The sequence below is a fragment of the Pseudomonas sp. SK2 genome (genome assembly GCF_016772395.1).
In the GTDB taxonomy this organism is placed as follows: Bacteria; Pseudomonadota; Gammaproteobacteria; order Pseudomonadales; family Pseudomonadaceae; genus Aquipseudomonas; species Aquipseudomonas taiwanensis.
The window spans coordinates 1,601,248-1,614,417 of the sequence record NZ_CP061944.1 but is presented as its reverse complement, the minus strand read 5'-3'; the positions used below and the strand labels follow the sequence as shown (position 1 = coordinate 1,614,417).

Here is a 13,170-nt window from a genome sequence, read left to right as displayed (position 1 = left end):
AAAGTCAGCGGGAAACCGGCAGTTGCTGCCAATGGGCCAGCAACGCTTCCAGCAACAGGGCGCGGTTGAGGTTGGCCTTGCCTAGCACCTTCTGACGCTGCTCGAGAATCCACGCCTGAACTTCGAGGACCTTGGCCTGCCGGCTCTTCTGGGCCAGATACTGCACCACCTTACGCATATCGGCCAAGCCTAAACCCTCTTCGTCCTGGGTCAACTGGTAGCGCAGGATCAGGTGCGACCAATCGCAGAACCAATCGAACAGCAGCAGCAGCGGCACACTGTTCCAGGCCTCGGCCAACTGGCTCGGTGACAGCTGTTGCTTGAGTAACTTCTTGACGCCATCGGTTACCAGCGCGCGCTGTTCGCGCACCCCCTGGGCCTGCAGGCTGACCGCCAGCAACGGCGAACCAGCGGCAAGGGTCAACAGTTCGTCACGCTCCGACTCGTCACTCTCAGCCAGTGCCGTGGCCAGCCAGGCCTGGCTCTGGGCGAAGCTCGGTTGCGGGCAGGCTACCTGCTGACAACGGCTCTTGATGGTCGGTAGCAAGCGGCTGGGCTGATGGCTGACCAGCAGCAGCACCGTGTCGCCGGAAGGCTCTTCAAGGCTTTTGAGCAAGGCGTTGGAAGCATTGACGTTCATCGCCTCCACCGGCTCGATCAGCACCACCTTGCGCCCGCCCAGTTGCGCGGTCTGCACGACGAAGGTGACGAGTTCGCGCACCTGGTCGATCTTGATGGGCTTGTCGGCCTCTTCCGGCTCCAGCACGAAATTGTCTGGGTGGCTGCCGGCCTTGAGCAACAGGCAGGACTTGCACTGACCGCAGGCATCCAGCCCTTGAGGGTGCTGGCACAGCAGGCGAGCCATCAGACGCTCGGCCAGGGCTCGCTTGCCGATGCCTTGCGGCCCGTGCAGCAGGTAAGCGTGGGCGTGCTGGCTACGGCCTGCCAGCTGTTGCCAGATTGCCTGCTGCCAGGGGTAGGCCTCAGCCACGGCAGCGCTCCAGGATGCCTGGCAGCAACCCATCGATGGCGCGCTGTACCGCGTCCAGCGGTTGTGCGGCATCAAGCAAGGTATAGCGTTGCGGCGCCCGCTGGGCACGCTGCAGGTAGGCTTGGCGAACAGCTTCGAAGAAGGCCTGGCCCTCCTGTTCGAAGCGATCCAGACGGCCCCTTGCGGCAGCTCTGGCCAACCCGACTTCGACCGGCAGATCGAAGACCAGGGTCAGGTCCGGGCGCAGGTCGCCCTGGACGAACTGTTCCAGTTGGGCGATACGCTCGACGGACAAGCCACGCCCCCCCCCCTGATAGGCGTAGGTGGCATCGGTGAAACGGTCGCACAGGACCACCGCACCCCGGGCCAGCGCAGGTCGAATCACTTCGGCCAAGTGCTGGGCACGCGCAGCGAACACCAGCAGCAGCTCGGTGTCGGCGGCCATCACTTCATCGCTGGGCGCCAGCAGCAACTCACGCACTCGCTCGGCCAACGGTGTACCACCGGGCTCACGGGTCAGCACCACATCCAGCCCCTGCTCACGCAGACGCGCCGCCAGGTAGTCGCGATTGGTGCTCTTGCCCGCGCCTTCGGGGCCTTCAAGGGTAATAAACAAGCCGCTCACAGGCAGTCCTTAGTGTTGTTCGTCGGGCGTTGGCTCATTGGCCGGCGCCGCTTCGCTTTCAGAAGATGGCGCCTGCTCTTGCGACTCGCCTGGTTCGGGTTCGGACTGCGCATCCGGTGCCAGCGTCGTCTCGCTGGCGCCAGGCTGGCCTTGCGGTGCCGGGCTGGAGCGGTAATCGGCGCGGCGCTTGAGCTGGAACTCTCGCACGGCCGAATTGTGGTCGTCCAGATCATCGGAAAACACGTGGCTGCCGTCGCCGCGGGCGACGAAGTACAGGCTGGAACCATCGGACGGGTTGAGCGCGGCATGGATCGCTTCGCGTCCGACCATGGCGATCGGCGTCGGCGGCAGGCCGGTCATGGTGTAGGTATTGTAAGGGGTCGGCTCGCGCAGGTCGGCACGGGTGATCTTGCCGTTGTAACGCTCGCCCATGCCGTAGATCACCGTGGGGTCGGTCTGCAGCATCATGCCCAGGCGCAAGCGGCGCACGAACACACCCGCGATCTGGCCACGCTCCTGAGGAATGCCGGTTTCCTTTTCCACCAGCGAGGCCATGATCAGCGCCTGGTAAGGGTCACGGTAGGGCAAGTCGGTCGTGCGCTCGGCCCACTCCTTGGCGAGCACTTCTTCCAGACGCATGTACGCCTGCTGCAACAGCTCGACATCGGTCATGCCGCGTACGAAGCGATAGGTGTCAGGGAAGAAGCGCCCCTCGGGGAATACGCCGGTATGGCCGAGCCTGTCCATTACTTCCGAATCCGAAAGTCCGTCCAGGGTGTGCTTGATCTTCTCGTGCTTGGCCACGGCCGAACGCACCTGGCGGAAGGTCCAGCCTTCCACCAGGGTCAGGTTGTACTGCACCACGTCAGCGCGGCGCCAGGCGTCGAACAATTCACCCACGGTCATGCCGGGGGTCAGGCGATATTCGCCGGTGTGCAAAGGGGTGCCAGCCATGTTGAAGCGCCAATACAGGCGCAACCACAGGGCATCGTCGAGCAGCCCCTCGTTCTGCATGCGGTAGAACATGCGGTTCGGGGTGGTGCCATTGGGCACATCGAGCAAGCGCTCTTGGGCCACTTGCAGAGGCTGCTCCAGCACCGAGTTGACTTTCCAGGCCGACCAGCCAAATGCCAGGCCAGCCAGGATCAACCCCATTTCCAGCAGCAGCAGGAATTTGCGTCTCACGAATTCAGGTTTCCAGTAACGTACGGGCAACGGCCTGCAGTTTACGAGTGAGCGGCCCCGGCGACCAGTTCAGCGCAGCCAATGCCCGCACCGGCCAGATGCCATAGACGCTGTTGCAGACAAACACCTCGTCCGCCTGCTGCAGCTCGCCGAAGGCCAGGTCACGGACCTGCACCGGGATTGCCAGCGCCTGTGCCTGTTCGAGCAAGGCCCCACGCATCACGCCAGCCACGCCGCAACGACGCAGATCGGCGGTGAGCAACACGCCGTCACGCACCATGAACAGGTTGCTGTAGACCCCTTCGATCACCCTGCCCTGCCCATCTCGCATCAGGCCTTCGGCATGTTCGCTGTCCTGCCATTCGGCGCGGGCCAGCACCTGCTCCAGGCGGTTGAGGTGTTTGAGGCCGGCAAGCAGCGGTTGTTCCCCGAGGCGGGTCTGACACTCGAACAAGCGCACGCCAAGTTCGGCATGCTGCTCAGGATAGCTGGGCAGCGGGCTGGCTTGCAGGATGCGCCGGGGGGCAGCGCCGGGAGCCGGAGCGTAGCCGCGCTGACTATCGCCTCGGGTGAGGATCAGCTTGGCGACACCGTCGCCGAGCTGACTGGCATAACGCAGGACTTCATCGCGGACCAGGGCCAGGTCGGCGTCGATGCCCAGACGCTGGCAACCCAGCGCCAGGCGGGCGAAATGGCCCTCCAGCAAGCTGGGCCGCCCACTGCGCACGGCGAGGGTCTCGAACAGGCCATCGCCGTAGGCCAGGCCGCGATTCTGCAGATTGACCGCAGTCGCCGGCTGGCCGTCGATCCAGCTGTGCATCAACCGGCGAACCGGCGGAACACCAGCGAACCGTTGGTGCCGCCAAAGCCGAAGGAGTTGGACAGTACAACGTCGATATTCATGCTACGTGCTTCGTGGGGCACGAAGTCGAGGTCGCAGCCTTCATCCGGCTCGTCCAGGTTGATGGTAGGCGGCGCCATCTGGCTGTTGATGGCCAGGACGCTGAAAATCGCCTCCACCGCACCGGCGGCACCCAGCAGGTGACCGGTCATCGACTTGGTGGAGCTCACGGCCAGCTTGTAGGCATGTTCGCCGAACACGCGCTTGATCGCGGCCACTTCGGCGACATCACCGGCGGGGGTAGACGTACCGTGGGCGTTGATGTAGCTCACTTCCTCAGGCTGGATACCGGCATCGCGCAGGGCATTGGCCATGCAGCGGGCAGCGCCTTCACCGGAGTCGGGCGGCGAGGTCATGTGGTACGCGTCGCCGCTCATGCCGAAACCAACCAGCTCGGCATAGATGGTGGCGCCACGGGCCTTGGCGTGTTCCAGCTCTTCGAGTACCAGGGCACCGGCACCATCGGACAGCACGAAGCCATCACGGCCTTTGTCCCAGGGACGGCTGGCGCGGGTCGGCTCGTCATTGCGCGTAGACAGCGCGCGGGAGGCGCCGAAGCCGCCCATGCCCAGGCCGCAAGCGGCCATTTCGGCGCCGCCGGCAATCATCACGTCGGCTTCGCCGTAGGCGATGTTGCGCGCAGCCATGCCGATGCAATGGGTACCCGTGGTACACGCGGTGGCAATGGCGTAGTTCGGCCCCTGCAGACCCAGGTGGATCGACAGGAAACCCGAGATCATGTTGATGATCGAACCCGGCACGAAGAACGGCGAAATACGGCGCGGCCCCTGCTCGTGCAGGGTGCGGCTAGTGTCCTCGATGTTGGTCAGACCGCCGATCCCCGAGCCCATGGCCACGCCAATGCGTTCACGGTTGGCATCGGTCACTTCCAGACCGGCGTTACGCACTGCCTGGAAGCCGGCCGCCAGGCCGTACTGGATGAACAGGTCAAGTTTGCGAGCCTCTTTGGCCGACAGGTATTGCTCGACCTCGAAGCCCTTCACCGAGCCGCCAAAACGGGTGGAGTAGGCAGACAGGTCCGTGTGTTCGATCGGACCGATGCCACTGCGGCCAGCCAGAATGCCCTGCCAGGTGCTCGGTACATCGGTACCCAGTGGCGACAGCATACCCATACCGGTGACCACGACGCGTCTACGCGACACAGTACTCTCCTTTTCTAATAACAGAGTTTCTTGCCATTGCATTCAAGGCAACGGAATGAAATGGCAACAAGCTCTCGATGCTCGTTGCGCGACGCAGGCGCCTCGCAAAGAAAAAACCGCACGCCGGCAAAGGCAGTGCGGTTTTTCCCGACAAGAAGCGTCGACTAAAACGTCTTAAGCCTGGTGGTTTTTGACGTAGTCGATAGCAGCTTGAACGGTAGTGATCTTCTCGGCTTCTTCGTCAGGGATTTCGGTCTCGAATTCCTCTTCCAGAGCCATCACCAGCTCAACGGTGTCAAGCGAATCGGCACCCAGGTCATCGACGAAGGACTTCTCAGCAGTCACTTCTTCTTCCTTGACGCCCAGTTGCTCGGCGACGATTTTCTTGACGCGTTCTTCGATGGTGCTCATACCTAGTTTTCACTCCTAATGGACATATGTCAGGCAGCTGGCCGGTGTCCAAGTTTATAGAAAGACGTTCGCTTTTCAAGCGGAACACACCTTCGTATGACTCGACCAAGCCTCTGCCTGGAATCTGGTTGCAGCTTTATAACGGATTTTAGGCTCGGAGTATGACTCTTTTTTTAAGCAATCCGTCACATTGAGTTGCAGTTTACATGTACATCCCGCCGTTCACCGGCACAGTAGCGCCGGTGACATAGGCTGCGCCGTCGGATGCCAGGAAGGAAACCACCTTGGCGATTTCCTCGGCCTGGCCCAGGCGGCCCAGCGGAATTTCCTTCTGCAGAGCCTCGCGCTGCGCTTCTGGCAGTTCACGGGTCATGTCAGTGTCGATGAAGCCTGGGGTCACCGAGTTGACGGTGATGCCACGCGAGCCGACTTCGCGGGCCAGGGCACGGCTGAAGCCTTCCAGACCGGCCTTGGCGGCGGCATAGTTGGCCTGACCTGCGTTACCCATGGCACCGACCACCGAGCCGATGCTGATGATACGACCCCAACGCGCCTTGGTCATGCCGCGCAGCACGCCCTTGGACAGACGGTAGAGGCTGTTCAGGTTGGTGTCGATGACGTCGAACCACTCGTCGTCCTTCATGCGCAGCATGAGGTTGTCGCGGGTGATGCCAGCGTTGTTGACCAAGATAGCCGGAGCGCCGAACTGCTCGGCAATGGCGGACAGCACGGCGTCGACGGATTCGGCGCTGGTGACGTTCAGTTCCATGCCGGTGCCGGCAATACCGTGCTCTTTCAGGGTGGCAGCGATGCGCTCGGCGCCGGAAGCCGAAGTGGCGGTACCGATCACGGTCGCGCCCTGGCGGCCCAGCTCGAGGGCGATGGCCTGGCCGATACCACGGCTGGCGCCGGTGACCAGTGCAACTTTACCTTGCAGGCTCATGCAAGCTTCTCCAAATCAGGCCAGCGCCGCACGGGTGGCAGCGACGGCATCAGGGGTATTGAGGTTGTAAGTGGTCACGCCATCCGCGCAACGCTTGTTCAGGCCTGCCAGAACCTTGCCAGGGCCGCATTCGACCAGGTTGACGGCGCCATTGGCCGCCAGGGTCTGCACGCACTCGACCCAGCGTACCGGCTGGTACAACTGCGCCAGCAGGTCCTGCTTGAGTGTATCGAGGTCGGCGGCGATAGCGGCGGTGACGTTCTGCACGACCGGAATCTGCGGGGCCTTCCATTCGATGGCGTTGACCGATTCGGCGAAACGCTCGGCGGCAGGCTTCATCAGGGCGCAGTGCGACGGCACGCTGACCGCGAGCGGCAGGGCGCGCTTGGCACCCTTGGCCTTGCACAGCTCGATGGCACGGTCGACCGCAGCCTTGTTACCGGCGATGACCACCTGGCCCGGCGAGTTGAAGTTGACCGCACTGACCACTTCGTCTTCAGCCGCTTCTGCACAAATTTCCACGACCACGGCGTCATCCAGGCCAAGGATTGCTGCCATGGCGCCGTGACCAGCAGGCACGGCCTCTTGCATCAGCTGACCGCGCCGTTCGACCAGGCGAACGGCGTCCTTCAGCGACAGACTGCCAGCGGCGACCAGCGCGCTGTACTCACCCAGGCTATGGCCAGAAACGAAGGCTGGCTGCGCGCCGCCCTCTTCCAGCCACAGGCGCCACAACGCGATGGAGGCGGTAAGGATGGCCGGCTGGGTTTTGTCGGTTTGGTTGAGTTGTTCTTCCGGGCCTTCCTGGACCAGTTTCCACAGGTCGTAACCCAGAGCGTCAGAGGCCTCTTTGAAGGTCTCGATGATCACCGGCTTCTCGGCGCCGAGCTCGGCAAGCATGCCCAGCGACTGGGAACCTTGACCGGGAAAGACGAATGCGAGGGATGCAGACATTGAACAAGCCCTTATGATCTTGTCGTCGGATAGGGTGCGTCGGGCCTTGGGCCGGACGCGGAATCTGAAAGCTTGGATGAAGACGCAGACCAAGCGGTCACATTTAAGCACTTCATCGGCGATATGCCTAAGGCCTTTGTCGTGTCAGCCGCGACCTCATCACCAACAGGAAGGCGCACACCGCAAGCGTGCGCGCCATGCAGAAGCCGGCTTGCCTGCGAAGCGGCCGATGCCGGCAAACTAAGGCAACAGGTCTTCAAGCCGACCATGCAGGCGCTGCGGCAGGTTCTCCTGAATCTCGATCAACGCTCGCTGGATCGCACTCTGGAAACCCTGCACGCCCGCCGAGCCATGGCTCTTGATGACGATACCCTGCAACCCCAGGAAGCTGGCACCATTGTGCCGTGCAGGCGCAAGGTCGTCCTGCAGACGCTTGAGCAAAGGCATGGCCAAGGCACCGGCGGCACGCGATAGCACACCACCCTTGAACAGCTTCTCGATGCGCGCACCGATCATGGTCGCCAGGCCCTCACTGGACTTGAGCAGGATATTGCCGACGAAACCGTCGCACACCACCACATCCGCTTCGCCGCGGTACAGGCCGTCACCTTCGACGAAACCGACGTAGTTGAGGCCCCGGGCATTCTGCAGCAAGGTGGCCGCCAGCTTGACCTGCTGGTTGCCCTTGATGTCCTCGGTGCCGATATTCAACAGCGCCACGCGCGGGCGATGAATACCCAACGCCTGTGCGGCCACCGAACCCATCACGGCGAACTGGTAGAGGTTTTCGGCGCTGCAGTCGACATTGGCGCCCAGGTCGAGCAACTGGCAGTAGCCCGTCTGGGTAGGGATCGCCGCCACCATGGCCGGCCGATCGATGCCGGGCAAGGTCTTGAGCACGAAGCGCGACAGCGCCATCAACGCCCCGGTGTTGCCAGCGCTCACGCAGGCCTGGGCCTTGCCATCACGCACCAGTTCAAGGGCAATGCGCATCGACGAATCCGGCTTGCCCCTCAACGCCTGGGAGGGCCGCTCGTCCATGCCGACCACCTCACTGGCCGCAACAATCTGCAGGCGCGCGCGATCCGCAGCCGGTAGGCCGCTGACAAGCTCTTCGAGGAGGGAGGGTTGACCGACGAGGGTCAGGTGTAGCGAGGGAGTAGCCGAAAGGCAGGCAATGCTTGCCTGGACAATGCTGCGGGGACCGAAGTCCCCGCCCATTGCGTCGATCGCGATGATCTGAGCGGACAAGGATTACTCGTCAGCGCCCTTGTCGATCACTTTGCGACCACGGTATACGCCTTCTGGCGACACGTGGTGACGCAGGTGTACTTCACCGGTGGTTTTCTCTACCGACAGCGCGTTTTCCGACAGGGCGTCGTGGGAACGGCGCATGTCACGGGCAGAGCGGGATTTTTTGTTCTGCTGAACAGCCATAATTGATTAACTCCTAAACGTTTGGGTCACGCTTTAACTGCGCCAAAACACTGAACGGGTTGGACCGCGATACCTCGTCCTTGCTCGATTCGGGCTCGTCTGCGCCCGCCGGCTGCTGGCATTCTTCCGGATGATGAGCAGGCACGATTGGCAAGGCGAGCAGAAGCTCTTCCTCGATCAATGCCTGCAGATCCAAAGGATCTTCGCCCAGTTCCAGCACGTCATAGCCTTTCGGCAACGACTGGGTATTCGCACCCTCCTTCACCACAGCGTATGTACATTCGCTGTGAATCGGCAGGGTGACCAGCTCAAGACAACGCTGGCAAACCATTTTGACTTCGACATCCAGCTCGCTGTGGATAACCACCACGTGCTGTTCATCTCGTTCAAAATCGAACTTCGCCTGCACCGTACCGACATCGTCGGAAAGCGGGTCGCAGAGTCTTTCCAAATCAGCGAGTAGCAGCGAACCATTAATGGTTACGCCACGATCGGCTAATTTGCGCGGGTCAACGTGAGGTGGAATCGGGTCATTCAACATAGGCGCAGCATTCTAGGGATGCCCCCCGCCCCTGTCAAAGGAAATTCGGCGGCATCTCACATGTTAGAATTCGGTTCAAACGATCAGGAGTCTATCATGCTTCCCTTGTTACTGGCTTCCAGCTCTCCCTATCGGCGCGAACTGCTTGAGCGCCTGCGCCTGCCCTTTATCTGGGCAAGCCCCGACGTAGACGAGCGCAGGCTTGATGACGAGCCGGCTACGGAGCTGGTTCGACGTCTTGCCAGACAGAAGGCGCAAGCACTGGCGGTCAGCTACCCGGACCACCTTATTATCGGCTCCGACCAGGTAGCGGTGCTCGGCGAACAGATCCTCGGCAAGCCCCATACGTTCGAACGGGCCTGCGAGCAACTGCTGGAGGCCAGCGGACAGCAAGTGACCTTCCTGACCGGCCTGGCGCTACTGAACAGCGCCACAGGGCAATGCCAGGTCGATTGCGTGCCGTTCACGGTGACGATGCGAGAGCTAGATCGAGCGCGCGTGGAGCGTTACGTGGAAGCGGAACGACCACTCGATTGCGCGGGCAGCTTCAAGGCAGAAGGGTTGGGCGTGAGTTTGTTCAAAAGCACCCATGGGTGCGATGCGACCAGCCTAATCGGGCTGCCGTTGATTCGGCTGGTGGATATGTTGAAGGTTGAGGGGGTGGCAGTGCCCTAGTACGGCCTGGGGGCTTCGGCGCGAGTGAGATCGAGCGCCGCCCGCGCGGCGCATCGCGAGCAAGGCTCGCTCCTACGTCTGTTTCGGGCCAATTATGCCTGTGGGATCTGCGCGCGACCGCTTTGGTGCTGGGCGCGATATTGAGCCGTACAAACAAGGCGGTCGCGCGCGCCTATTGCTGGGGTTACTGGCCCGAAACAAACGTAGGAGCGAGCCTTGCTCGCGATGCGCCGCGCGGGCGGCGCTCGATCTCACACCCACCTCAGCGCGCGCGACGATCACTCAACGCAACTGAACCCCCTGGAACCCCATCCACATCGCCAGGTGCTCCGCCACACTGGCACCAATGCGCTTGGAGAACCGATCGAACGGCGACTCTTCCACAGTGAAGTCCACCAGTGTTTTCTCGCCAACGACCTCACGCGCCACATAGCTGGCACTGCCCAGGCCATCCACCAACCCCAGCGCCTTGGCCTGCTCACCGGACCAGATCAGGCCACTGAACAGCTCCGGATGCTCCTTGTCCTTCAAACGATCGCCCCGCCCCTGCTTGACCATGGCGATGAACTGCTGATGCGTGGTGTTCAGCACACCCTGCCAGAACGCCCTCTCCTCAGGCTTCTCAGGCGAGAACGGATCAAGGAAGGCCTTGTGCTCGCCTGCCGTATAGGTGCGACGCTCGACACCGAGCTTCTCCATCGAGCCAACGAAGCCATAACCCGCCGCGGTAACCCCGATAGAACCCACCAAGCTAGCCTTGTCGGCATAGATTTCGTCAGCGGCGCTGGCAATGTAGTAGGCACCGGAAGCCCCCAGATCGCTGATCACCGCATAGAGCTTGATAGCCGGGTATTCGGCCCGCAGACGCCGGATCTCGTCATACACGTAACCCGCCTGAACCGGACTGCCCCCCGGGCTGTTGATGCGCATCACCACGGCCTTGGTCTTGGCATCCCTGAACGCCTCGCGCAGCCCCTTGACGATATTGTCGGCGCTGGCTGCTTCCTGGTCGGCAATCACCCCACGCACCTCGACCAGCGCGGTGTGACTGGCACTGCGCGAAGCCGCCTTGTCCACATCCATCATCGGCATGAACAGGAACAAGATGCCGAACAGGTAGAGAAAGGTCAGCAGCTTGAAGAAAATCCCCCAGCGGCGCGCGCGGCGCTGCTCCTGAACACCCGCCAGCAGGGTCTTCTCCAGCAACTTCCAGCTCTTGCGCTCTTCGCCGTCACCTTCGGGCTCGGGCGCCTTCCATTCGTCAGCCATGCTCACCTACCTTGGAATTGAACGTGCGCGGGACCGGACAGCCAGTCGCGCAACTGAGAAAAATGATCGATGCACACTTGCGGGCCAAATTCGGCCAACGCGTGCAGCGACATGGCGCCATAACCCACTGCAACCGAGTGCATGCCGGCATTGCTGGCCATTTGCAGGTCGAATGCCGAATCCCCCACCATCAACGCACGCCCGGCATCGACCCGGCAGTGGCCGAGAATCTGCTCGAGCATCAGCGGGTGCGGCTTGCCGCGCGACTCATCCGCCGCACGCGTAATATCGAAAAAGTGCTCCCAGCCATTGGCCTTGAGCACCCGATCCAGGCCTCGACGGGCCTTGCCAGTGGCCACCGCCAAGCGGTAGCCCTCGGCACGAAACGCTTCCAGCGACTCCACCACGCCGTCGAACAACGGCGAAGGCTGTTGATCCAGAGCCACGTAAATATCGGCATAGTGCTGACGGAAACGTTCAACCTGCACAGCATCGAGATGCGGATACAGCGTGGCAATGGCCTCATCTAGCGCCAGGCCGATGATCCCTTTCACCGCCTCATCATCACTTGGCAACTCGCCAGCGCGCTCGGCAGCGACGTTCATGGCATGAACGATGCGACCAATGGAATCGGCCAGAGTGCCGTCCCAGTCGAAGATCAACAGCTCGTAACGGCTTCGCATGGATCAGCTCGCACTCAAGCGTTCAATGGTCTTGGCCCACATTTCATCCACGGGCGCTTCGAGCTTGAGCTCACCACCATCCGGCAGCGGCACGGTCAGGGCATAGGCATGCAGGAACAGGCGCTTGCCACCCAGCTCGCGGATCTCGCGGGAGAAATCTTCGTCACCATACTTGCTGTCGCCGGCAATCATGTGACCGGCATGCAAGGTGTGCACGCGTATCTGATGGGTACGACCGGTGATCGGACGCGCCTCGACGATGGTCGCGAACTCACCGAAACGGCGCAGGACGCGGAACAGCGTCAACGCCTCCTTGCCCTCTTCATCCACCTCGACCATACGCTCACCGGAGCGCAGGTTGCTCTTCTGCAAGGGCGCACTCACCTGCTTCTTGGACGTCGGCCAATGTCCGCGCACCAGCGCCATGTAGCGCTTGTCGACGCCATCACCGCGCAACGCGGCATGCAGGTGGCGCAACATGCTGCGCTTCTTGGCAATCATCAGCAGGCCAGAGGTGTCGCGGTCCAGGCGGTGCACCAACTCCAGCTCCTTGGCTTCCGGACGCAATTGACGCAGCGCTTCGATCACACCAAAGCTCAGGCCGCTACCGCCATGCACGGCGATGCCAGCCGGCTTGTTCATCACGATCAGCGCCTTGTCTTCGTAGACGATGGCCGCCTCCAACCGCTGCAACAAGCCCTGGGCGACCGGCGCTGGCTCGTCGCGCTCAGGCAGCCGGACAGGCGGTACACGGACGATGTCGCCAGCCTGAATCTTGTATTCAGGCTTGACCCGCCCCTTGTTCACCCGCACCTCACCCTTGCGCAGGATGCGGTACACAAGTGTCTTGGGCACGCCCTTGAGGGCCGTAATGAGAAAATTGTCGATGCGTTGGCCGGCAAGTTCCGGCGCGACTTCGATCAGCTGAACGCCGGAAGTCGGAGGGGTATTGGTCGTCATGGCGGGATCATAACAATTTTTTATGGAATTGAAGCACTTAATCATTACTGCTATAGTCGCGAACGCCGCCAAAAGCGGCAGGCCAGCGGCACCAGGCTCTTCGCCGGCCCTGACCAACGCAATTCTCGAGGACGCGAGGCCGTCCGACGGGGTTTTCGCCAGTTTACCGAATTGCCTGGAATCGCCACCAGCGCTGTGTAGAGAAGACCGAAAAAAAACGACAAGTGCGGTGTTTCACCTGCTTACCCGATTCTTTTCGCTGCACCTCTGCCCGCCCGTCGCTTCCACGCAACGTTTGGCGAATGCTTCGGAAATACCTGCCTCGGACATGAATGGCGCCAGCCCAGAACATGCGCTGGCGAAAAATGCAACCCGTTGCGGATTCAGCGCGCGGCAGCACCCGAATTATCAGGGATACGTGCAGGGTGGAGA

At 61.9% G+C, this 13,170-nt stretch carries 15 protein-coding genes; 1 reads left to right on the top strand and 14 read right to left on the bottom strand.

Annotated elements, in window-relative coordinates:
- Nucleotides 1-4: 4 nt before the first annotated feature.
- The 11 genes from IF103_RS07190 to IF103_RS07140 form a co-directional block, all read right to left on the bottom strand.
- Nucleotides 5-991: a DNA polymerase III subunit delta' gene (locus IF103_RS07190; RefSeq protein ID WP_023379412.1), complete on the bottom strand. Its 987-nt coding sequence runs from the start codon at nucleotides 989-991 to the stop codon at nucleotides 5-7.
- Entirely contained in the window at nucleotides 984-1,616 is a 633-nt protein-coding gene (tmk, locus tag IF103_RS07185; RefSeq protein WP_027907750.1) for a dTMP kinase, read from the bottom strand. The genes IF103_RS07190 and tmk overlap by 8 nt, the downstream gene beginning before the upstream one ends.
- 9 nt (nucleotides 1,617-1,625) lie before the next feature.
- Nucleotides 1,626-2,801 carry an endolytic transglycosylase MltG gene (gene mltG / locus IF103_RS07180; protein WP_023379411.1) on the bottom strand — a complete coding sequence of 392 codons (1,176 nt, stop codon included), beginning with the start codon at nucleotides 2,799-2,801 and terminating at the stop codon, nucleotides 1,626-1,628.
- 4 nt (nucleotides 2,802-2,805) lie between these two features.
- Nucleotides 2,806-3,621, bottom strand: coding sequence for an aminodeoxychorismate lyase (gene pabC, locus IF103_RS07175; protein ID WP_023379410.1), 816 nt, complete (start codon nucleotides 3,619-3,621; stop codon nucleotides 2,806-2,808).
- Entirely contained in the window at nucleotides 3,621-4,865 is a 1,245-nt protein-coding gene (fabF, locus tag IF103_RS07170; protein ID WP_023379409.1) for a beta-ketoacyl-ACP synthase II, read from the bottom strand. Before fabF ends, pabC begins: the two co-directional genes overlap by 1 nt.
- Before the next feature lie 174 nt (nucleotides 4,866-5,039).
- Complete coding sequence (gene acpP, locus IF103_RS07165; RefSeq protein ID WP_009685065.1) at nucleotides 5,040-5,276, bottom strand: acyl carrier protein; 237 nt, start codon at nucleotides 5,274-5,276, stop codon at nucleotides 5,040-5,042.
- Between the two features lie 202 nt (nucleotides 5,277-5,478).
- A complete protein-coding gene (fabG, locus tag IF103_RS07160) occupies nucleotides 5,479-6,219 on the bottom strand; it encodes a 3-oxoacyl-ACP reductase FabG (RefSeq protein ID WP_023379408.1) in 741 nt (246 codons plus the stop codon).
- Between the two features lie 15 nt (nucleotides 6,220-6,234).
- Nucleotides 6,235-7,173: an ACP S-malonyltransferase gene (gene fabD / locus IF103_RS07155; protein ID WP_023379407.1), complete on the bottom strand. Its 939-nt coding sequence runs from the start codon at nucleotides 7,171-7,173 to the stop codon at nucleotides 6,235-6,237.
- 240 nt (nucleotides 7,174-7,413) lie between these two features.
- Nucleotides 7,414-8,424, bottom strand: a complete 1,011-nt coding sequence (gene plsX, locus IF103_RS07150) for a phosphate acyltransferase PlsX (RefSeq protein WP_081669717.1) — start codon at nucleotides 8,422-8,424, stop codon at nucleotides 7,414-7,416.
- 3 nt (nucleotides 8,425-8,427) lie between these two features.
- The gene (rpmF, locus tag IF103_RS07145) at nucleotides 8,428-8,610 is read right to left on the bottom strand and encodes a 50S ribosomal protein L32 (protein WP_010223221.1); all 183 of its coding nucleotides are present in this window, start codon (nucleotides 8,608-8,610) and stop codon (nucleotides 8,428-8,430) included.
- A gap of 13 nt (nucleotides 8,611-8,623) precedes the next feature.
- Entirely contained in the window at nucleotides 8,624-9,151 is a 528-nt protein-coding gene (locus tag IF103_RS07140) for a YceD family protein (RefSeq protein WP_023379405.1), read from the bottom strand.
- Nucleotides 9,152-9,247: 96 nt separating this feature from the next.
- Between IF103_RS07140 and IF103_RS07135 the strand changes: the two genes are divergently transcribed.
- Nucleotides 9,248-9,826, top strand: a complete 579-nt coding sequence (locus tag IF103_RS07135; RefSeq protein ID WP_027907749.1) for a Maf family protein — start codon at nucleotides 9,248-9,250, stop codon at nucleotides 9,824-9,826.
- A 282-nt stretch (nucleotides 9,827-10,108) separates the two neighbouring features.
- On the opposite strand, the gene IF103_RS07130 is transcribed toward IF103_RS07135, so the two are convergent.
- From IF103_RS07130 to rluC, 3 genes are read right to left on the bottom strand one after another with little or no spacing between them, the layout of a single operon-like run.
- The gene (locus IF103_RS07130; RefSeq protein ID WP_023379403.1) at nucleotides 10,109-11,095 is read right to left on the bottom strand and encodes a S49 family peptidase; all 987 of its coding nucleotides are present in this window, start codon (nucleotides 11,093-11,095) and stop codon (nucleotides 10,109-10,111) included.
- Between the two features lie 2 nt (nucleotides 11,096-11,097).
- A complete protein-coding gene (locus IF103_RS07125) occupies nucleotides 11,098-11,778 on the bottom strand; it encodes an HAD family hydrolase (protein WP_023379402.1) in 681 nt (226 codons plus the stop codon).
- Between the two features lie 3 nt (nucleotides 11,779-11,781).
- Nucleotides 11,782-12,738 (bottom strand): 23S rRNA pseudouridine(955/2504/2580) synthase RluC, encoded by a 957-nt coding sequence (gene rluC, locus IF103_RS07120; protein WP_023379401.1) that lies wholly within the window; start codon nucleotides 12,736-12,738, stop codon nucleotides 11,782-11,784.
- Nucleotides 12,739-13,170: the final 432 nt, after the last annotated feature.